Origin of the sequence: Stenotrophomonas sp. AN71, assembly GCF_050435725.1 — a bacterium.
In the GTDB taxonomy this organism is placed as follows: domain Bacteria; phylum Pseudomonadota; class Gammaproteobacteria; order Xanthomonadales; family Xanthomonadaceae; genus Stenotrophomonas.
The window spans coordinates 163,151-181,936 of record NZ_JBNDKU010000008.1; the positions used below are offsets into that span (position 1 = coordinate 163,151).

Consider the following 18,786-nt stretch of genomic DNA (forward strand, 5'->3'; position numbering starts at 1 on the left):
AGCATACCGCCGTCGCCTGCCACGGCGTGTCAGCACCACGTCAGGCCTCGCGCAGGGCCAGCGCCGGTGGCGTATGCAGGATGCGGCGGGTACCCCACCAGCCGGCCAGCAGGCTCAGCCCGATGCCCAGTGCGCCGCCAAGCAGCAGGCCCGGCCACGGTGGCAGCATCGGCAGCTCGAATACCTTCTGCGAGACCGCCACGCCGATACCGGCCGCGGCGCCCACCGCCAGCAGCGCCGCCAGCGTGCCCAGCGCGCCGAACTCGACCAGCACCGCGCCGCGCAGCTGGCGTCGGGTCGCGCCCAGCGTGCGCAACACCGCGCTGTCGTAGCGGCGTTCGCCGGCGGTGGCCTGCAGCGCGGCCAGCAGTACCAGCACGCCGGCCAGCAGGCTGAACACCATTACCAGCTGCACCGCCTGAGCCACCCGCTCCATCACGTCGCGCACCTGCGAGATCACCGCATCCACATCCAGCAGCGACAGGTTCGGCTGCGCGCGCACCAGCTCGCCCAGCCCCGCAGCCTTGCCGGCTGGCAGGTGGAACGCCGACAGCAGGTTGTGCGGGGTGTCACCCACCGCGTTCGGGTTCAGCAGCACGAAGAAGTTCGGGCGGAAGGTATTCCAGTCCGCCTTGCGGATGCTGGTGACAGTGAATTCGCGCTCCTGCTCGCCCACCGCAATCGTGATGCGGTCGCCGGATTGCACGCCGTAGCGCTTGGCCCAACCCGTCTCCACCGAAGCCTCCGGCGCGGTGCTGTCAGGCGTCCAGAACGTGCCGTTGACCAGCGTGTTGGCCGGCGGGAAGGTACTGCGCCAGCTGAAGTTCAACGGCCGGTTCTCGTCGTCGTCATCGCGCTGGCCTTCGCCTTGCGCCGGTTGTCCCTCCTGCGCGGGCGTGCGGTCAACGCGCAGTGGTGGCTTGCCGTTGATTGCGATCAGGCGGCCGGTGGCCATCGGTTCGATGCTGGCGTCGTCCGCGCCAAGGCCGCGCAGTGCGGCCAGCACGCCGTCGCGCTGTTCGGGCTGGATGTTGATCAGGAAGTAGTTGGGGGTGTCCGCCGGCAGCCGCTCACGCCACTGCTGCAGCAGCCCGGGGCCGGTCACAGCCAGCAACAGCAGCGCGCACAGCGACAGCGACAGTCCGACCAGCTGCATCACCGCCAGCAGCCGGCGCCGGGTCAGCGCGGCCAGGCCCAGCCGCCAGTTGCCGTGCAGGCGATGCTGCAGGCCGCGCAGCAGCTGCAGCAGCACGAAGCCGGCCACGCTGGCTGCCAGCGCCAGCGCGGCCAGCCCGCCCAGCACCCACAGCGCCAGTTTCAGATCGCCGGTCACCTGCACCGCCAGCAGCAGGCTGGCCGCCAGTGCCGCGACATAGGCCAGCAGGGACGCCGGTGGCAGGGTGGCGAAGGAGCGGTTGAGCACGCGCATCGGCGGCACCCCGCGCAGGCGCAGCAGTGGTGGCAGGCCGAAGCCGAACAGCAGCAACAGGCCGATGCCGGCGCCGGTCAGCGCAGGCATCGCGTCCGGCAGTGGTAGGCGCTGCGGCACCAGGCTGCCCAGCACCTGCACCAGGCCTTCCTGCGCGGCCATGCCCAGGCCGATGCCGAGCGCGCAGGCCGGCACCGCCAGCATCAGCAGCTTCAGCGCCAGGCCGGCCAGGATGTCGCGCTGGCGCGCGCCCAGGCAGCGCAGGATTGCCACCTGGTCGATGCGGCGCAGCGCAAAGCGGTTGGCTGCCAGCGCCGTGGCCACGCCGGCCAGCAGCACCGCCAGCAGCGCGCTCAGGCCGAGGAAGCGGCCGGCCAGGTCGAAGGCCTGGCGCACGCCGCGCTGGGTGTCGTCCACGCTCAGCACGCGAAGGCCCTTCACCTGTGGCAGCAGCCACTGCCGGAGTGCCGCGATCTGGTCTGCGGCTCCGGCGAACATCAGCCGGTAGCTGATGCGGCTGCCGGGGCCGAGCAGGCCGGTGCCTTCCACGTCGGCGCGGTTGACCAGCAGGGTCGGGGAGAGCGTCAACAGGTCGCCACCGGTGTCCGGCTCGGCCTCGATGATGCCGGCGATGCGCAGCGTGCCGGCGCCGAATTCAAGGTCATCGCCGGCCTTCAGCCCCAGCCCCTGCAGCAGGCGTGGGTCTGCATAGGCCTGGCCCTGTGGCGGCATGCCGGCATCGGCGATCAACGCGCCGCCGGGCGTGGCCCGCACCCGCAACGTGCCACGCAGCGGATAGCCGGCCTGTACCGCCTTGATGCTGGCCATCTGGCTGGCCTCGCCATGGAACAGCACGCTGCCGAAGCTGGCGATGCGGGTGTGCGCCAGGCCACGGCGTTGTGCCTCTTCGGCGAAGATTGCCGGCGGGTCGTCGCGCCCGGCGAGGCCGAGATCACCGCCGAGCATCTCCGCCGCGCTGCCGGTCAGCGCCAGGTTGACCCGGTTCACCAGCGTGCCCACTGCGGTCATCACTGCCACGCCCAGCACCAGCGCAGCGAACACGGTCAGCAGGTCGCCGGCCAGCGCCTCGCGGCGCAGCGCGCGCCAGGCATGGCGCAGCAGGTTCATGCTTCGGCCCCGTGTTCGACCGGCAACAGTTGGCCGTTGTCGATGCGGTGGATGAACTGGCAGCGCTGGGCCAGGCGCAGGTCGTGGGTGACCAGCACCAGGGTGGTGCCGCTGCCGGCATTGAGCTCGAACAGCAAGTCGCTGATGTGCTGGCCGGTGGCATGGTCCAGCGAGCCGGTCGGTTCGTCGGCGAACAGGATGCGCGGGCGGGTGACGAAGGCGCGGGCCAGCGCCACGCGCTGCTGTTCGCCACCGGACAGCTGGCGCGGGTAGTGGCGGGCGCGGTGTGACAGTCCGACCTGGGCCAGCACCTCATTGACCCGCGCGCGGTCTTCGCGGCCGGCCAGTTCCAGCGGCAGCGCCACGTTTTCCGCGGCGGTCAGCGCCGGCAGCAGATGGAAGCTCTGGAACACGAAGCCCACTTCGCGCGCGCGCAGCTGCGCGCGGGCTTCCTCATCCAGTGCACCCAGTGCCTGACCGGCCAGGGTGATGCCACCGCGGCTGGGCAGGTCCAGCCCGGCCAGCAGGCCGAGCAGGGTGGTCTTGCCAGAGCCGGAGGCGCCGACGATGGCCACGCTGGTGCCTTCATGGACGGTGAGGGTGATGTTGTCCAGTATGTGGACTTCACCCTCCGGTCCATGCACGGACTTGCCGACCTGATCGACGGCGATGGCGACGGACGCGCTGCGGGGGGACAGGCTGTCGATGAGGAGACTCCAATGCGCAAGACGGGATGGAGCCGGCGAGCCGGCGCGATGATGGTGCTGCTGCTAGGGTTCCTGCTGCTGCCGGGGCTGGCCTGTGCCAAAGGTCCGGCCGGCACGGTGCTGGTGCTCGGCGACAGCCTCAGTGCCGCCCACAATATCCCTGCCGACGCCGGCTGGGTCAGCCTGCTGCAGCAGCGGGTCAGGCAGCAGTCGAAAACACCGCCTCGTATCGTCAATGCCAGCATGAGCGGGGAGACCACTGCCGGCGCGCTGACCCGCCTGCCGGGGCTGCTGGGCAAGGAGAAGCCGACCGTGGTGGTGATTGCGCTGGGCGGCAACGACGCTCTGCGCGGGCTGACGCCGGCACAGGTGCAGGCCAATCTGGAAAAGATGGTACAGGCCAGCCAGAAGGCCGGCGCCAAGGTGCTGCTGCTGGGCATCGACGTGCCGCCCAACTATGGCCCGGCGTACCGGCAGCGCCTGGCAGCGGTCTATCGCGCGCTGGCCACGCAGTACAAGGTGCCGCTGTTGCCGTTCCTGCTGGAGGGCGTGGCCCTGCAGCCGGGCATGATGCAGGCCGATGGTCTGCATCCCACCGCGCAGGCGCAGCCGAAGGTGCTGGACAACGTCTGGCCGCTGCTGAGGCCGCTGCTGTGAACCGTTTGATTCCCTCTTGACGGAACTTCACATCGCGTCCACCGTCGATCCGGCATGTTTCACAAAGCTGAAGTTAGAGGGAATCACATGCGTCAGACGAAGGAGACTTCCGGCTTGGTGCTGGTGGTCGAAGACAACCGCAATATTTCCGAGATGATCGGAGAGTACCTGGAAGGTCGCGGCTTCGAAGTCGACTATGCACAGGACGGCCTGGATGGCTACCGCCTCGCGGCGGAAAACAGCTATGACGTCGTAGTGCTCGACCTGATGTTGCCGCGCCTGGATGGGATCGAAGTGTGCCGTCGCCTGCGCAACGATGCGCGCAAGTCGACACCGGTGCTCATGCTCACCGCACGCGACACCCTGGACGACAAGCTCACCGGCCTGGGTTTCGGCGCCGATGACTACCTGACCAAGCCGTTCGCGATCCAGGAGCTGGAAGCCCGCCTGCGCGCGCTGATCCGTCGTGAACGACGCCAGGTCGGTTCGGAAGTGCTGAAGGTCGCCGATCTGGTGCTCGACCCGGTCAGCATGCGTGCAACGCGTGCCGGTACCGAGCTGCAGCTGTCGCCGATCGGTCTGCGCCTGCTGACCATCCTGATGCGCGAATCGCCGCGCGTGGTCACCCGCCAGGAGATCGAACGCGAGATCTGGGGCAATGGCCTGCCCGATTCGGACACCCTGCGCAGTCATCTGTACAACCTGCGCAAGATCATCGACAAGCCGTTCGACCGTCCGTTGCTGCACACCGTGCAGAGCGCCGGCTACCGCATTGCCGATATCGCCCAGCCGATGGCCTGATCGGGGCCCGCGCCGGTGCAGCAACAGGCCCGGCCGGGCACCGGCCATGCGCGGGGCAGGGTATGACCGGCCGGTATTGCCGCCGGTCATCCCCCATGCACGACTACGGCGCGGTGCGCTGCCTATAATCGCAGCGCTCTGACCGGGACCCCGCAATGCCGCACGGCCTGCCGCGCAAGATCCGTATCGCCTTCATCCTGCAGGCAGTCCTGGCCAGCCTGGGCATCCTGCTCGGTGCCTGGCTGGTCTCGCTGGTGATCAAGCACAGCCTGGTCGGTGCGGCCCTGCGCGAAGAGGCGGCCTACTACTGGACCCTGCACGAGGCCTCGCCGGTGCAGCCGCCGCCCAACACCCAGAACATCCGCGGTTACCTGCTGGAAAGTGGGCAGTCGGCATTGTCGTTGCCCGCCAACCTGCGCAACCTGGAGCCCGGCTTCCACGAATTGCCCAAGGACGACCAGCTGGTGCTGGTCGATGTTCGCCCGGCCGGCCGCCTGTACCTGGTGTTCCTGCGCTCGCGCGCGGAAATGCTGGCGTTCTGGTTCGGCATCGTGCCGGTATTGCTGACCCTGCTGGCGGTGTATGGCGCCACCTGGGTGACCTACCGTGCCTCCAAGCGCCTGGTGTCGCCGGTGAACTGGCTGGCGCGACGTGTGTCGCGCTGGGATCCGGGCCATCCGGAAGCGGCCGACCTTGAACCGAACAAGCTGCCCGCGGACATGCAGGGCGAAACCCGGCAGCTGGCGGCTGCGCTGCACTCGCTGGCCAACCGGGTCAGTGCGCACGTGGCGCGCGAGCGCAACTTCACCCGCGATGCCAGCCACGAACTGCGCACGCCGCTGACGGTCATCCGCGTGGCCAGTGACATGGCGTTGGGGGATGAAACCCTGCAGCCGCGCCTGCGCCGCAGCCTGCAGCGCATCCAGCGCGCGGGCCGCGACATGGAAGCGGTGATCGACGCGTTCCTGATCCTGGCCCGCGAGGCCGACGTCGAGCCACAGGTCGAGCTGTTCGACGTCAACGACATCGTCCGCTACGAAGTGGACAACGCCAACGAGCTGCTGGGCAACCGGCCGGTGTCGGTGCAGCTGCACAGCGAGGGTCCGGTGCAGCTGCACGCGCCGCCGCGGGTGTTGCAGGTGGTGGTCAGCAATCTGGTACGCAACGCCTGCAGCTACACCGACGAAGGACACATCGACGTGCATGTGCACAACGACCGGGTGGTGGTGCGTGATACCGGCATCGGCATGTCCGCCGAGGCACTGTCGCGGGCGTTCGAACCGTTCTATCGCGCCGAGCCGAGCCGCCCGCAGGGCACCGGCCTGGGCCTGTCGATCGTGCGCCGGTTGTGCGACCGTTTCGGCTGGAAGGTCAGCCTGGCCAGCGAGCCGGGCAAGGGCACCGAAGCCACGGTGATCTTCCGGTAGGGGCTTTTGCCGGGCTGCGCCCGGCACCGCCGAGGCAACATCAACATCAAAAGCGGGCGTTCCGTGGAGTGGCGGGCCGGGCCGGTGTGGGTTTGCAGGCCACGCCGTAAACCCATCCATGGCGCCAACGGTCCTGCAAACGCACGCCGCCCCGCCTTCGACAGATTCCCGCGATCCACAGTAGATCCACGCCATGCGTGGATGGGGTTGCGGTAACGCCGGGCCATGCCCGGCGTCCGTAATGCCTCAGTTGCAGTTGACCTTCGGCGCCAGCGCCTTGGTCCAGAGCGCATAGCCGGCCGGGGTCATGTGCAGCATGTCCTCGCGGAACAGCGTCGCGTCCGGTTGGCCATCAGTGCCCAGCATCGGCGTGTAGACGTCGGTGAAACCGGTATTGGGCAGCTTGGCCAGGGCTGCCTTGACCAGCGTGTTGGCCTCGTTGATCGCCGGCAGCAGGTGCGCACGTGACGGACTGGGCTTGATCGACAGGTACTCCACGCGGGTCTTCGGCAGGTCGCGGTGCACGCGCCGCACGAAGGCGACCACGTCGTCGCGCACCTGCACGGCGCTGCGGCCGGCATTGAGATCGTTGTCACCGGCGTAGAAGAACACCTTGCAGGGCGCGTACGGCACCACGATGCGGTCGGCGTACCACGTACTGTCGCGCACTTCCGAGCCACCGAAGCCGCGGTTGAATACCGGCTGGCCGGGGAAGTCGCGGGCCAGGCTCTCCCACATCCGGATCGACGAGCTGCCGATGAATTCGATGCCGCCGCGCGGTGGCGGGCTGGCCTGGTCGGCACGGGCGAAATGCTCCATGTCGCCTGCCCAGGCCACGTTGGAGACCTGGTCCGGCACGCGCGGTGGCGCGGCTGGGCCCCGGGCCTGCGCCAACGGCGCGGCGGTCAGCAGGCCAAGCATCAGCAGGCAGGTATGACGACGGGACATCAGGCGCTCCAGCAGGCAAGGGGAACCCCATCATAGAGAGCGGGACAGGCGGCATGCTTGCCCGTGGCAGGCCATTCGCCGGGGCGTTCCGGCGTATGGCCGGCGGCCTTGTGGCAAAATGGGGGCTGTCTGCCTATTCCTGTGCACCCATGATTGCCTGCCGTGCGTCTGAGCGGTCGCTGCGCCGCGCCCTTGTTGCTGGATGTTTCCTCCGTGGCTGACCAGTTCGGCCACATGCCCCGCGGTCCCCGCCGCATCTTCCAGGCCGCCCGCTGGTCCTGGCAGGGCCTGCGTGCCGCCTGGCTGCACGAGTCCTCGTTCCGGCTGGAGGTCTACCTGCTGATCCTGCTGACCCCGGTCGCGATCTGGCTGGGCCAGACGCCGGTGGAGCGCGCGCTGCTGATCGGCTCGATGCTGCTGGTGCTGGCGATGGAGCTGGCCAATTCGGCCATCGAGGCGGTGATCGAGCGCTACGGCAGCGAGATCCACGAGCTGGCTGGCCGCGCCAAGGACATGGGCTCGGCGGCGGTGTTCGTGCTGATGATGAACGTGCTGCTGTGCTGGGCCCTGGTCGTGGTTCCGCACACGCTGGCCGGTGCCTACGGCTGAAACCCCATTCCCCCACTGCCTTGAAGAGTTTCCATGTCCTTTGAGTTCCTCGCCGACCCCAATGCCTGGGTGACCCTGTTCACGCTCAGCGCGCTGGAAATCGTGCTCGGCATCGACAACCTGGTGTTCATTTCCATCGCGGTCAGCAAGCTGCCCGAGGAGCGCCGTCCGTTCGCGCGCAAGTTGGGCATCGCCGTGGCCTGCATCACCCGCATCGCCCTGCTGGTGTCGCTGGCCTACCTGGCGCACATGGCGGCCAACCTGTTCACCGTGGCCGGCATGGGCATTTCCATCCGCGACCTGGTGCTGATCGTCGGCGGCCTGTTCCTGATCATCAAGGGCTGCATGGAGATCAAGGAACTGATCAGCGGTGGCGAGGATGAAGATCCCAGCACCACCAAGGCCTCGGCCGTGTTCGGCTACGTGATCGCGCAGATCGCGGTGATCGACATCGTGTTCTCGCTGGACTCGGTGATCACCGCGGTCGGCATCGCCGACCACATCCCGGTGATGGTCGCCGCCATCCTGCTGTCGGTGCTGGTGATGCTGCTGGCGGCCAACCCGCTGGGCCGCTTCATCGATGCTAACCCCACGGTGAAGATGCTGGCGCTGGCCTTCATCCTGATGATCGGTGCAGTGCTGATCCTGGACGGCCTGGACCTGCACGTGCCCAAGCCCTACATCTACGCCGCAATGGGCTTCTCGGTGCTGGTGGAGTGGCTGAACCTGCTGATGCGCCGCCGCGCACGCGATCACAACGTGCCGGGCGCTGGCAACTGGTAAGCGCGCCACTGGTAAATGTGTCACCCAGAACCCCCGGCCCGGCCGGGGGTTCTGCGTTCCGGGGCCGCTGCGCTCGCCGCGCGTGGCCCGGCGTGCCCGTCTGTGAACTGGAATCAACAGTGTTTTCCCGGGGCGAGGCTTAATCCCGCAGCGCAATGCGCGCAGGCTACGCACCTGCCCGTACTCGCCCCCACACGACCCCATGAACTCCAGAGCTGCCCTGCTGGCCCTCGCCGTCGGTGCCTTTGCCATCGGCACCACCGAATTCGCCCCGATGGGCCTGCTGCCGGTCATCGCCGATGGCGTCGGCGTGAGCATCCCGTCCGCTGGCATGTTGATCACCGCCTATGCCGTCGGCGTGATGCTGGGCGCGCCGGTGATGACGCTGCTGATGGGGCGTTTCGGCAAGCGCAGCGCGCTGATGCTGCTGATGTCGATCTTCGTGGTCGGCAACCTGCTCTCGGCGCTGGCCCCGAACTACGGCCTGCTGCTGTTGTCGCGGTTGGTGACCAGCCTCAACCATGGTGCCTTCTTCGGCATCGGTGCAGTGGTGGCCGCCAGCCTGGTGCCGAAGGACAAGCAGGCGGCGGCCGTGGCCACCATGTTCATGGGCCTGACCATCGCCAACATCGGTGGCGTGCCGCTGGCGACCTGGGTCGGCCAGCAGCTGGGCTGGCGCTTGTCCTTCGCTGGTACCGCCGTGCTGGGCCTGGTGGCGATCACCGCATTGGGCCTGGCGCTGCCGGCCTCGGCGCCGGGCTCGCGACCGGACGTGCGCCGCGAACTGAAGGCGATCCTGCAGCCGCAGGTGCTGCTGGCGATGGGCACCACGGTGCTCGGTGCCGGTGCGATGTTCACCCTCTACACCTACGTGGCGCCGGTGCTGACCGAGCTGACCGGAGCCTCCAACGCCTTCATCGCGATGTCGCTCGCGCTGATCGGTATCGGCTTCACCTTCGGCAACGGCATTGGTGGGCGCATGGCCGACTGGTCGCTGGACGGTGCCACCCGCATTCTTCTGGCAGTACTGGCGGTGTTGATGTTCGTGCTGCCGCTGGCCTTCATGAGCCACGCCACCGCCGCGTTGGGCCTGCTGCTGTTCGGTGCGGCCACGTTCGCCATCGTGCCGCCGTTGCAGATGCGGGTGATGGCAGCGGCCACCGACGCCCCGGGCCTGGCCTCGTCGATCAATGTGGGGGCGTTCAACCTCGGCAATGCGGTGGGTGCCGCGCTGGGTGGTGCGGTGATCAGCTCGGGGCTGGGCTACGCCGCGATTCCGGTGGCCGGTGGCCTGCTGGCGGCGTCGGGCCTGCTGCTGGCGTGGCTGGGGCGCACGCGCACTGCGGTGGCTGAAGCCTGCTGAGAGGGGAGGGTTTCCGGCATGGCTTGCAGCCCTGCACCCGCTACGAGCAACTGCCGAATCAACAGCAACAGCAACAGCAACAGCGGGCAATCCGTGGGATGGCTGGGCGGGTCAGTTTGCGGGGGACGCCGCAAGTACCCCTCCGGGGCCCGGCCCAGCCGCTGGCGGCTGGGCGTTCGGGCGCTTGCGAAGCAATGCTTCGCAAGCAAAGCGCCCTCACCCATGTAGGCTCGGTCGCGCCATCCATGGCGCTCACGCCCCCGCAAACTGACCCACCCCGCCTTCGACAGTTTCCCGCGGCCTGTCGCAACGGCGTCCCGCTCTGGTAGGTGTCGACCTTGGTCGACACGAATGCTTGAAGAATGGGCTTTTGCTTTTGCTCTTTCTTTTTGATCTTCCCGCGGTGCGCAGGAAACCGTCCGTGGCCGGGAGGGGGGGGCTGGGGGCGTGAGCGCCATGGGCCCGAGGCATGCCACGGGCGGGTTGGGCAGGATGCCCAACCCCGGTCTTGCCGTGTGCGCAGGACAGCGCACACGAGCAAGCGCGACCGAGCCTACAAGGACGTATTCACGGCGTCCCCCAGCCAACCCACCCTCCCGGTCAACCCTGATAGCCAGCAAACACAACCACCGCGGAGGGGGCGGCGCCGATGGCCGAACTTTCACCCCAACCATGGCATGCTCGGCGCCAAGCCCACCCGGAACCTTCGCCATGCGCCTGTTTACCCGCGTCCTGCCCCTGATGCTGCTGGCCTCACTGCTCTCCGGCTGCGGTTACAACGCCATCCAGCAGAAGGATGAGGCGGTCAAGGCCAGCTGGTCCGAAGTGCTCAACCAGTACAAGCGCCGTGCCGACCTGGTACCGAACCTGGTGCAGACCGTCAAAGGTTTCGCCAGCCAGGAAGAGCGCGTGCTGACCGAAGTCACCAACGCCCGTTCGCGGGTTGGCCAGATCAACGTCAACGCCGATGACGAGGCCTCGCTGAAGCAGTTCCAGCAGGCCCAGGGCGAACTGGGAAGTGCGCTGTCGCGACTGCTGGTGGTTACCGAGAACTATCCGGTGCTGAAGTCCGACCAGAACTTCCGCGATCTGCAGGCGCAGCTGGAAGGCACCGAAAACCGCATCACGGTCGCCCGCGGTCGTTACATCCAGCAGGTGCAGGACTACAACACCTACATCCGCTCGTTCCCGCAGGTGATCACCGCCAAGATCTTCGGCTACAAGACCAAGCCGAACTTCACCGTGGACAACGAGGCGCAGATCTCCAACGCGCCCACGGTCGACTTCGGCAACGCGCAGCCGCAGCAGCCGGCCCCGCAGCCAGGCCACTGAGCCATGCGCCTGGCCACTGCGCTGCTGGCCCTTCTGCTCTGGCTGCCGCTGACGTCGCACGCGCAGCAGCTGGCGCCGATTCCTGCGCTGGATTCGCCGGTGGTCGATACCACCGGCACGCTGGATGCCACGCAGAAGCAGGCGCTGGTGCAGCAGGCGCTGGATCTTCAGCAGCGCAAGGGCAGCCAGCTGCAGGTGCTGGTGGTGCCCACTACCCAGCCGGAGGACATTGCCCAGTACACCACCCGCGTCTTCGACCAGTGGCAGATCGGCCGCAAGGGCGTGGATGACGGCGTGTTGCTGGTGGTGGCCAAGGACGACCGGCGCGTGCGCATTGAACCGGGCTATGGTCTGGAAGGCGCCATCCCCGATGCCATCGCCAACCGGGTCATCCAGGAATACCTGGTCCCACGCTTCCGCAGCGGCGACTATGCCGGCGGCATCACCGACGCTACGGCGATGCTGGTCAAGCTGGTCGATGGCGAGCCGTTGCCGGCACCGGTCAGTGGTCACCGTGGCCGCGAACCCGGCGGTGGTGGCGACAGCCTGTTCCTGGCGCTGTTCATCGGCGTCTTTGCCGGCAGCATCCTGCGTGGGGTCTTCTCGCGTGTACCGCGCCCGCTGCGCGGCCTGCTCGGCGGCGCCGGTGCGGGCGTCGCTGCGTTCCTGTTCACCTCCACGCTGCTGGCCAGCGGTGTGGCCGGCGTGGTCGGCCTGGTGGTGGCGATGCTGTCCGGCCATCCCGGCCGCTTTGCCGGCGGTGGGGGCTGGGGAGGGGGCAGCTGGGGTGGCGGAGGCGGCTTCGGCGGAGGTGGTGGATTCGGTGGCGGTGGCGGTTGGGGCGGCGGCGGTGGCCGTTCCGGCGGCGGCGGCGCCTCGGGAGGCTGGTGATGATCCAACGTCTGTGTCGCCATGTGTTCTCACCCTCGGTGCGGCGCGCGTTCCCGCCGGCCACGCTGCAGGCGATCACCGAGGCCATTGCCGCCGGTGAGCAGCGCCATGGTGGACAGGTGATGTTCGCGGTCGAAGCGGACCTGCCGCTGGATGCGTTATGGCAGCGGGTCACGCCGCGCCAGGCCGCCGAGCACGCCTTCGCCCGCCTGCGCACCTGGGACACGACCCACAACAACGGGGTACTGATCTACCTGCTGCTGGCCGACCACGCGATCGAGATCGTCGCCGACCGTGGCCTGCACGGCCGGGTCAGCACAGCCCAGTGGCAGCGGGTCTGCACCCATCTGCGCGAGGGCCTGCGCGGTGCCAACCCGGTGGCGGCGCTGCAGGGGGCCATCGACGAGGTCTCCAGCCTGATTGAAGGGCACTTTCCGGCCGCCACGCGGTCGGAGGATGACGCGTTGCCCGATACGCCGCAGATCCTGGGCTGAACCCCGATCTGCGGCGGGCGCCTGACCCGTTGCCGGTGCCGGCCCCGGGCCTGGCGGGGACGCTAAAATACCCGTACTCCTGCCAGGCGTCTTCCATGATCTATTTCCACGACATCGACCCCATCGCCCTCTCGCTGGGGCCGATCAAGGTGCATTGGTACGGCATCATGTACCTGCTCGGCTTCACCGCGGCCTGGTTGCTGGGCCGCCGCCGCATCGCGGCCGGGCGCCTGCCGGGCGTCGATGCCAACGGCTTCTCCGACCTGCTGTTCTACGCCATGCTCGGCGTGGTGCTGGGCGGGCGCATCGGCTACATGCTGTTCTACGCGCTGGGCGATTTCCTGCACAACCCGCTGCTGCTGTTCAAGGTATGGGACGGCGGCATGAGCTTCCATGGCGGCCTGCTGGGCGTGATCGCCGCCTGCTGGTGGTGGTCGCGCAAGCACGCGCTGCACTTCTTCGACACCATGGACTTCATGGCGCCGCTGGTGCCGCTGGGCCTGGGCTTTGGCCGCATCGGCAACTTCATCGGTGCCGAGCTGTGGGGCAAGTACACCGACGGCACGTGGGGCGTGGTGTTCCCGTCCGGCCTGCCGGCGCCGTTGAACCAGCTGGACCACGCGACGTTGCAGGCGCAGTTTGCCACCGGCGCGCTGAACCAGTTCGCGCGGCATCCGTCGCAGTTGTATGAAGCCTTCCTGGAAGGCCTGGTGATGTTCGTCGTGTTGTGGACGGTGTCGGCCAAGCCGCGTCATCGCTATCTGGTCGGTGGCCTGTTCGCGCTGATGTACGGCCTGTTCCGCTTCGCGGTGGAGTTCGTGCGCATGCCCGACAACGGCGTCTACGTGGCCTTTGACTGGCTCACCCGCGGTCAGATCCTCAGCCTGCCGCTGATTGCCTTCGGCCTGGTGCTGCTGGTGATGTCGCGCCGCGCGCCGGTGCTGCAGCCGCAGCTGCCGGTGGCCGCCGAGGGCAAGGCATGAAGGCCTATCTGGACCTGCTGTCGCATGTGCTGGAACACGGCGCCGAGAAGAGCGACCGCACCGGCACCGGCACCCGCAGCGTGTTCGGCTGGCAGATGCGCTTCGACCTCAACGAAGGCTTCCCGCTGGTCACCACCAAGAAGCTGCACCTGCGCTCGATCATCCATGAGCTGCTGTGGTTCCTGAAGGGCGACACCAACATCGGCTATCTGAAGGACAACCAGGTGCGGATCTGGGACGAGTGGGCCGACGAAAATGGCGATCTCGGCCCGGTGTACGGCAAGCAGTGGCGCAGCTGGGCCACTGCAGATGGCCGCGGGATTGACCAGATGCAGTGGCTGGTCGAGGAGATCAAGCGCAATCCGGATTCGCGGCGGCTGGTGGTCAGTGCCTGGAACGTGGGCGAGCTCTCGCAGATGGCGTTGATGCCGTGCCACAACCTGTTCCAGTTCTATGTGGTGGACGGCAAGCTCAGCTGCCAGCTGTACCAGCGCAGCGGCGACATCTTCCTCGGCGTGCCGTTCAACATCGCCAGCTATGCGCTGCTGACCCACATGGTGGCGCAGGCCACCGGCCTGGGCGTGGGCGACTTCGTGCATACGCTGGGTGACGCGCACCTGTACTCGAACCACTTCGAGCAGGCGCGCGAGCAGCTGTCGCGCGCGCCGCGCGCGCTGCCGAAGCTGTGGTTGAACCCGGAGGTGACCGATCTGTTCGGTTTCCAGTTCGACGATATCCGCATCGATGGCTACGACCCGCATCCGGCGATCAAGGCGCCGGTGGCGGTGTGAGCACGATGAAGCTCTCGATGATCGTGGCGCTGGACCGCAACCGTGGCATCGGCCAGGGCAATGCCATGCCCTGGCACCTGCCGGACGATTTCAAGCACTTCAAGGCGCTCACCCTCGGCAAGCCGATCCTGATGGGGCGCAAGACCGCCGAATCGATCGGTCGCGTGCTGCCGGGACGGACCAATCTGGTGCTGACCCGCAGCGGCCAGGTGCCGTTCGAGGGCATGCGCGCGGTCGCGTCGCTGGACGCGGCGAAGGCGATTGCCGAAGGCGAGGGCGCCAGCGAGCTGTGCATCATTGGTGGTGGCGAGATCTTCCGCCAGCTGCTTGACCAGGCCAGTGACCTGTTCCTGACGTGGGTGGATGCCGAAGTCCCCGCCGACACCCATTTCCCCGAAGTGGACGTGCAGGACTGGCGGGAAGTGAGCAGCGAGCCGCACCCGGCCGACGAACGCCATGCCTACGCGTTCCGCTTCGTGCACTACGTGCGCCGCTGATCGCAACGCATCTGTGGAGTCGAGCCATGCTCGACTGCCTTTGCGGACACACCCTGCAGCCGAGCATGGCTCGGCTCTACAGAATCGTTTACGGCATCCGGTAATGACCGATGATCGCGTGCTGGAACAGCAGGTTCTCTTCGCGCGTGCCGCGCGCGATGTTGTGCAGTACCAGCGGCGTGCCATCGGCCCGCTGCCGATCGGAAACGATGCCCACATGCAGCAGGCCGTTGCCGTTGAGCTTCCAGGCGACGATATCGCCGGCCTCATAGTCGGTGGCGAGGGCCGTGATCGGCTGCTGCCAACCGTGCCGCTCGAACCAGCGCATCAGGTTGGGCACACGACGGTGATCGATGTTGCGATCCGGCCGTGACAGGCCCCAGATCGCCGGATAGGCGCTGAAATTGCCGCGCATGTCTTCATGTACCCGTGCCTGCAGGTCCAGGCCCTGGCCACGCAGTGCACGCACCACCACATCGGTGCACACGCCGCGATCTAGCGGAACGTCGCCGCCGGGATAGGTCAGGACCTGGTAGGCGGGATCGTAACGGGTGGTGACGCCGATCTGGGCGCGTGCTGCAGCGACCAGCGGCGGCGAAGGCGTCTGCGGGGATGCTGGCGCGTGATGGGGATCGTCGGCGGCGCCGGGGGCGTGGGACGGACCGGGCTGACAGCCGCTGGCGCTGGCCAGCGTCAGCAGCAGCACCGTCCATGGTGCCCAGCGACGTCGCGTCATGCCTGCGGTGGCGCGCCGTTGTTGTTGCCGCCACTGCCGCCGGCACCTCCGCCACCACGACGGCGGCGGCGACGCGGGCCACGGTTGCCGGGATTCGCAGCAGGCGTGTTGCCACTGCCCGCTTCCTTGCCCTGCGAAGTGGCGGGCCGCTCGTGCGCAGGCCGCGCCGGTGGGCGCGCATGCGGTACCGGCGCAGGTACATCACGTCCCGGCACCTGCACCACGCGCAGCTCGTCGGTATCGAGCTGGATCGCGGTCAGCTTGCCGCCCCACACCGCACCGGTGTCGATGGCGTGCACGCCCTGGGTGATGGTCAGGCCCAGCGCCGACCAGTGGCCGCAGACGACCTTCAGGTCGCGCTCGACCCGGCCCGGCACTTCGAACCAGGGATACAGCCCCTGCTCCTGCGTGCCCGGCGTGCCCTTGTCCTCGATACCGATGCGCCCACGCGGGGTGCAGTAGCGCATGCGGGTGAGCACATTGATGATCGCGCGCGAGCGGTCGTAGCCGGACAGGTTGGGCGCCCAGCTCGGCTTGTCGCCATACATGTTGCGGAACAGCTTGCGGTAGCCGGCGCCGTGCAACTGCACTTCCACCTCGGCGGCATGCTTCTCGGCCATCTGCGTGGTCCACTTCGGCGCCAGGCCGGCGTGCACCATCATCCACCCCAGCTCGCGGTCCACGTGCACCAGCTTCTGCAGGCGCAGCCAGTCCAGCAGCTCATCGCGGTCCTCGGCCTGCACGATGCGCAGCAGGTCCGGATTGACCTTGCGTTGCTCCTCTTCGGTGCGCGCACCGACGGCCAGCAGCGAAAGATCATGGTTGCCCAGCACCACCACGCTGTGCTCCCGCAGCGAATGCACCAGCCGCAGTGTTTCCAGCGACTGGCCGCCACGGTTGACCAGGTCGCCACAGAACCACAGGGTGTCCTGCGCCGGGTCGAAGCGGATCTTCTCCAGCAGTCGCTGGGTGACGTCATAGCAGCCCTGCAGGTCGCCGATCGCCCATACACTCATCGTTCGGCCTCCGTGTCAGTGCAGGGTACGCGGGACGGCCAGCACGAAGGGTGCGACCGGCGCGGCAAATTCGGTGCCATCGTCGGCGACCATGTCGTAGTGCCCCTGCATGGTGCCGTGATCGGTCCCCAGCATGACACCGGACGTGTAATGGAAGTCTTCACCGGGACGCAGGCGCGGCTGCTCGCCGATCACGCCATCACCATCGACATGCTCGACACGACCGTTGGCATCGGTGATGCGCCAATGGCGAGCGACCAGGCGGGCAGCGACCCGGCCCTGGTTGTGGATGCGGATCGTATAGGCGAAAGCATAGCGGCCGTCTTCCGGCGCGGATTGATCGTCGAGGAAGCGCGGCGCGACTTCGACGGAGATGGCATAAACGTCAGCGTCTTCCATACCGGCAGTGTAATCAGGAGGCATTGGCCAAAGCGATGAATTCGGCCACGTCCAACTGCTCGGCGCGGGCATCGGGACGTACGCCGGCGGCAGTGAACTGCTCGGCGGACACCACGTTGTTCAGTGCGTTGCGCAGGGTCTTGCGGCGCTGGCCGAAGGCGGCCTTGACCACCTCGGCGAAACGCTTGTGGTCGTTGATGTTGATGGTGGCGGCATCGCGCGGTACCAGCCGCACCACGGCCGAATCGACCTTCGGCGGCGGCCGGAATGCGCCCGGCGGTACCACGAACAGCGAGGTCACCTCGCAGTAGGCCTGCAGCATCACGCTGAGACGGCCATAGACCTTGCTGCCCGGGCCGGCGGCCATGCGGTCGACCACTTCCTTCTGCAGCATGAAATGCATGTCGCGGATCACCGCGGCATGGTCCAGCGCATGGAACAGGATCGGCGAGGAGATGTTGTAGGGCAGGTTGCCGACCAGGCGGATCGGCTGGCCGTCGGCCAGCTCGGTGAAATCCACGCGCAACACGTCGCGGTGGACGATGGTCAGCGCGCCCAGCGGTTCGGCGGCGGCGGTCAGCGGCGCGATCAGATCGCGGTCGAACTCGATCACCGTCAGCTTCGGGTGCACGCGCAGCAGCGGCAGGGTGATCGCACCCTGGCCGGGACCGATCTCAACCAGACGGTCGCCATCTTTCGGGTTGACCGCCATCACGATCTTGTCGATGTAGTGGCGATCGGCCAGGAAATGCTGGCCAAGCTGTTTCTTGGCCGGGGCGGTGAACACCGGGCCGGAGGGGGAATGCGGGGAATTCATGCGCTCAGTGTACGTTGCCGCGCAAGCTGCGCACACAGCGTCGTTGCCGCCTGCAGGCTGGAGGGATCGGCGAGGCCGCGGCCGGCCAGGTCCAACGCGGTGCCATGGTCCACCGCCACGCGCGGGTAGGGCAGGCCCAGTGTCAGATTCACCGCCTGCTCGAAGCCGGAGTACTTCAGCACCGGCAGGCCCTGGTCGTGGTACATCGCCAGCACGGTGTCGACGTTGGCCAGCTTGGCGGGCAGGAAGGCGGTATCGGCCGGCAGCGGCCCGAGCAGGTCCATGCCCTCTGCGCGCAGACGCTGCAGCAGGGGAATGATCAGGTCCAGTTCCTCGCGGCCCAGGTGACCGTCTTCGCCGGCGTGCGGGTTCAGGCCGAGCACGGCGATGCGTGGCTCGGCCAGGCCGAACTCGCCGCGCAGCGCGGCATGCACAGTGCGCAGGGTGTGTTCCAGGCCGGACGCGGTGATCGCATCGGCCACCTCGCGCAACGGCAGGTGGGTGGTGGCCAGGGCGACACGCACGATGGGGTTGGCCAGCATCATCACCACCTTCACCCCGGCCTGGTCGGCCAGCAGTTCGGTGGTGCCGCTGTAGGCGATGCCGCCGTCGTTGATGACGGCCTTGTGCACCGGGCCGGTGACCACGCCCTGCAGTTCGCCGGACAGGCAGGCTTGGCCGGCACCGAGCAGGGCGCCGATGACCGCGCCGGCATTGGCCGGATCGGCCTGGCCGAAGCGGCTGGGCACGGCATTGGCCACCACGCGCACGCGCAGATCACCCGGGACGCGGGCTTCGGCGTCCTCGGGCAGCACATGCAGGGGCAGATTCAGCGCGGCAGCGGCCGCGCGCAGGGTCTCCGGGTCGGCGAAGGCCAGCAGCCGGCAATCTTCACGCGGCTGCTGGACAAGGCGGACACACAACTCCGGGCCGATCCCGGCGGGCTCGCCCGGTACCAGAGCGAGCTCGGGGCGCATC

At 68.0% G+C, this 18,786-nt stretch carries 20 protein-coding genes; 12 read left to right on the plus strand and 8 right to left on the minus strand.

The annotated features are described in order from the left end of the window. Positions 1 to 40: 40 nt before the first annotated feature. Together ABH900_RS14070 and ABH900_RS14075 are read right to left on the minus strand one after the other, a co-directional pair. Entirely contained in the window at positions 41 to 2,557 is a 2,517-nt protein-coding gene (locus tag ABH900_RS14070) for an ABC transporter permease (RefSeq protein WP_429623597.1), read from the minus strand. Continuing rightward, positions 2,554 to 3,201 carry an ABC transporter ATP-binding protein gene (locus ABH900_RS14075; protein WP_429623599.1) on the minus strand — a complete coding sequence of 216 codons (648 nt, stop codon included), beginning with the start codon at positions 3,199 to 3,201 and terminating at the stop codon, positions 2,554 to 2,556. The genes ABH900_RS14070 and ABH900_RS14075 overlap by 4 nt, the downstream gene beginning before the upstream one ends. A 75-nt stretch (positions 3,202 to 3,276) precedes the next feature. On the opposite strand from ABH900_RS14075, the gene ABH900_RS14080 reads away from it, so the two are divergent. The 3 genes from ABH900_RS14080 to ABH900_RS14090 all read left to right on the plus strand — a co-directional run bounded on the left by ABH900_RS14080 (position 3,277) and on the right by ABH900_RS14090 (position 6,149). After that, positions 3,277 to 3,921, plus strand: coding sequence for an arylesterase (locus ABH900_RS14080; RefSeq protein ID WP_429623601.1), 645 nt, complete (start codon positions 3,277 to 3,279; stop codon positions 3,919 to 3,921). An 87-nt stretch (positions 3,922 to 4,008) separates the two neighbouring features. Beyond that, a complete protein-coding gene (locus ABH900_RS14085; RefSeq protein ID WP_002811889.1) occupies positions 4,009 to 4,722 on the plus strand; it encodes a response regulator transcription factor in 714 nt (237 codons plus the stop codon). A gap of 155 nt (positions 4,723 to 4,877) precedes the next feature. After that, complete coding sequence (locus ABH900_RS14090) at positions 4,878 to 6,149, plus strand: sensor histidine kinase (RefSeq protein ID WP_429623602.1); 1,272 nt, start codon at positions 4,878 to 4,880, stop codon at positions 6,147 to 6,149. A gap of 246 nt (positions 6,150 to 6,395) precedes the next feature. On the opposite strand, the gene ABH900_RS14095 is transcribed toward ABH900_RS14090, so the two are convergent. Then, complete coding sequence (locus ABH900_RS14095) at positions 6,396 to 7,097, minus strand: SGNH/GDSL hydrolase family protein (protein WP_429623603.1); 702 nt, start codon at positions 7,095 to 7,097, stop codon at positions 6,396 to 6,398. A 213-nt stretch (positions 7,098 to 7,310) separates the two neighbouring features. Between ABH900_RS14095 and ABH900_RS14100 the strand changes: the two genes are divergently transcribed. From ABH900_RS14100 to ABH900_RS14140, 9 genes are all read left to right on the plus strand, one after another. Further along, entirely contained in the window at positions 7,311 to 7,706 is a 396-nt protein-coding gene (locus tag ABH900_RS14100; RefSeq protein WP_429623605.1) for a diacylglycerol kinase, read from the plus strand. 33 nt (positions 7,707 to 7,739) lie between these two features. After that, on the plus strand, positions 7,740 to 8,489 hold the full coding sequence (locus ABH900_RS14105; protein WP_429623607.1) for a TerC family protein: 750 nt from the start codon (positions 7,740 to 7,742) through the stop codon (positions 8,487 to 8,489). Positions 8,490 to 8,691: 202 nt separating this feature from the next. Then, complete coding sequence (locus tag ABH900_RS14110; protein WP_429623608.1) at positions 8,692 to 9,852, plus strand: MFS transporter; 1,161 nt, start codon at positions 8,692 to 8,694, stop codon at positions 9,850 to 9,852. A gap of 711 nt (positions 9,853 to 10,563) precedes the next feature. Beyond that, positions 10,564 to 11,184, plus strand: a complete 621-nt coding sequence (locus tag ABH900_RS14115) for a LemA family protein (protein ID WP_429623610.1) — start codon at positions 10,564 to 10,566, stop codon at positions 11,182 to 11,184. A 3-nt stretch (positions 11,185 to 11,187) separates the two neighbouring features. Continuing rightward, positions 11,188 to 12,075 carry a TPM domain-containing protein gene (locus ABH900_RS14120; protein WP_429623612.1) on the plus strand — a complete coding sequence of 296 codons (888 nt, stop codon included), beginning with the start codon at positions 11,188 to 11,190 and terminating at the stop codon, positions 12,073 to 12,075. Beyond that, entirely contained in the window at positions 12,075 to 12,569 is a 495-nt protein-coding gene (locus tag ABH900_RS14125) for a TPM domain-containing protein (RefSeq protein WP_429623613.1), read from the plus strand. Before ABH900_RS14120 ends, ABH900_RS14125 begins: the two co-directional genes overlap by 1 nt. 95 nt (positions 12,570 to 12,664) lie before the next feature. After that, the gene (gene lgt, locus ABH900_RS14130; protein ID WP_429623615.1) at positions 12,665 to 13,552 is read left to right on the plus strand and encodes a prolipoprotein diacylglyceryl transferase; all 888 of its coding nucleotides are present in this window, start codon (positions 12,665 to 12,667) and stop codon (positions 13,550 to 13,552) included. After that, a complete protein-coding gene (locus tag ABH900_RS14135; RefSeq protein ID WP_429623617.1) occupies positions 13,549 to 14,343 on the plus strand; it encodes a thymidylate synthase in 795 nt (264 codons plus the stop codon). Before lgt ends, ABH900_RS14135 begins: the two co-directional genes overlap by 4 nt. Positions 14,344 to 14,348: 5 nt before the next feature. Next, positions 14,349 to 14,840, plus strand: a complete 492-nt coding sequence (locus tag ABH900_RS14140; RefSeq protein ID WP_429623698.1) for a dihydrofolate reductase — start codon at positions 14,349 to 14,351, stop codon at positions 14,838 to 14,840. 88 nt (positions 14,841 to 14,928) lie between these two features. Here the strand turns inward: ABH900_RS14140 and ABH900_RS14145 are convergent, their stop codons facing one another. From ABH900_RS14145 to pdxA, 5 genes are read right to left on the minus strand one after another with little or no spacing between them, the layout of a single operon-like run. Continuing rightward, a complete protein-coding gene (locus tag ABH900_RS14145; RefSeq protein WP_429623619.1) occupies positions 14,929 to 15,576 on the minus strand; it encodes a DUF1287 domain-containing protein in 648 nt (215 codons plus the stop codon). Then, a complete protein-coding gene (locus ABH900_RS14150) occupies positions 15,573 to 16,592 on the minus strand; it encodes a symmetrical bis(5'-nucleosyl)-tetraphosphatase (RefSeq protein WP_429623621.1) in 1,020 nt (339 codons plus the stop codon). Before ABH900_RS14150 ends, ABH900_RS14145 begins: the two co-directional genes overlap by 4 nt. Before the next feature lie 15 nt (positions 16,593 to 16,607). Next, positions 16,608 to 16,991 carry a Co2+/Mg2+ efflux protein ApaG gene (gene apaG / locus ABH900_RS14155; RefSeq protein ID WP_049446387.1) on the minus strand — a complete coding sequence of 128 codons (384 nt, stop codon included), beginning with the start codon at positions 16,989 to 16,991 and terminating at the stop codon, positions 16,608 to 16,610. 13 nt (positions 16,992 to 17,004) lie between these two features. Beyond that, positions 17,005 to 17,808 (minus strand): 16S rRNA (adenine(1518)-N(6)/adenine(1519)-N(6))-dimethyltransferase RsmA, encoded by an 804-nt coding sequence (rsmA, locus tag ABH900_RS14160; RefSeq protein ID WP_429623623.1) that lies wholly within the window; start codon positions 17,806 to 17,808, stop codon positions 17,005 to 17,007. After that, a complete protein-coding gene (gene pdxA / locus ABH900_RS14165; protein WP_429623625.1) occupies positions 17,805 to 18,785 on the minus strand; it encodes a 4-hydroxythreonine-4-phosphate dehydrogenase PdxA in 981 nt (326 codons plus the stop codon). The genes rsmA and pdxA overlap by 4 nt, the downstream gene beginning before the upstream one ends. Between the last annotated feature and the right edge of the window lies 1 nt (position 18,786).

What these genes read in the sequence shown, in the direction of transcription:
- rsmA (WP_429623623.1), bottom strand. Translation starts at nt 17,808, where the DNA reads ATGAATTCCCCGCATTCCCCCTCCGGCCCGGTGTTCACCGCCCCGGCC.
- ABH900_RS14125 (WP_429623613.1), top strand. Translation starts at nt 12,075, where the DNA reads ATGATCCAACGTCTGTGTCGCCATGTGTTCTCACCCTCGGTGCGGCGC.
- ABH900_RS14150 (WP_429623621.1), bottom strand. Translation starts at nt 16,592, where the DNA reads ATGAGTGTATGGGCGATCGGCGACCTGCAGGGCTGCTATGACGTCACC.
- ABH900_RS14140 (WP_429623698.1), top strand. Translation starts at nt 14,349, where the DNA reads ATGAAGCTCTCGATGATCGTGGCGCTGGACCGCAACCGTGGCATCGGC.
- ABH900_RS14090 (WP_429623602.1), top strand. Translation starts at nt 4,878, where the DNA reads ATGCCGCACGGCCTGCCGCGCAAGATCCGTATCGCCTTCATCCTGCAG.
- lgt (WP_429623615.1), top strand. Translation starts at nt 12,665, where the DNA reads ATGATCTATTTCCACGACATCGACCCCATCGCCCTCTCGCTGGGGCCG.
- ABH900_RS14085 (WP_002811889.1), top strand. Translation starts at nt 4,009, where the DNA reads ATGCGTCAGACGAAGGAGACTTCCGGCTTGGTGCTGGTGGTCGAAGAC.
- ABH900_RS14105 (WP_429623607.1), top strand. Translation starts at nt 7,740, where the DNA reads ATGTCCTTTGAGTTCCTCGCCGACCCCAATGCCTGGGTGACCCTGTTC.
- apaG (WP_049446387.1), bottom strand. Translation starts at nt 16,991, where the DNA reads ATGGAAGACGCTGACGTTTATGCCATCTCCGTCGAAGTCGCGCCGCGC.
- ABH900_RS14135 (WP_429623617.1), top strand. Translation starts at nt 13,549, where the DNA reads ATGAAGGCCTATCTGGACCTGCTGTCGCATGTGCTGGAACACGGCGCC.
- ABH900_RS14110 (WP_429623608.1), top strand. Translation starts at nt 8,692, where the DNA reads ATGAACTCCAGAGCTGCCCTGCTGGCCCTCGCCGTCGGTGCCTTTGCC.
- ABH900_RS14095 (WP_429623603.1), bottom strand. Translation starts at nt 7,097, where the DNA reads ATGTCCCGTCGTCATACCTGCCTGCTGATGCTTGGCCTGCTGACCGCC.
- ABH900_RS14120 (WP_429623612.1), top strand. Translation starts at nt 11,188, where the DNA reads ATGCGCCTGGCCACTGCGCTGCTGGCCCTTCTGCTCTGGCTGCCGCTG.
- pdxA (WP_429623625.1), bottom strand. Translation starts at nt 18,785, where the DNA reads ATGCGCCCCGAGCTCGCTCTGGTACCGGGCGAGCCCGCCGGGATCGGC.
- ABH900_RS14070 (WP_429623597.1), bottom strand. Translation starts at nt 2,557, where the DNA reads ATGAACCTGCTGCGCCATGCCTGGCGCGCGCTGCGCCGCGAGGCGCTG.
- ABH900_RS14145 (WP_429623619.1), bottom strand. Translation starts at nt 15,576, where the DNA reads ATGACGCGACGTCGCTGGGCACCATGGACGGTGCTGCTGCTGACGCTG.
- ABH900_RS14080 (WP_429623601.1), top strand. Translation starts at nt 3,277, where the DNA reads ATGCGCAAGACGGGATGGAGCCGGCGAGCCGGCGCGATGATGGTGCTG.
- ABH900_RS14115 (WP_429623610.1), top strand. Translation starts at nt 10,564, where the DNA reads ATGCGCCTGTTTACCCGCGTCCTGCCCCTGATGCTGCTGGCCTCACTG.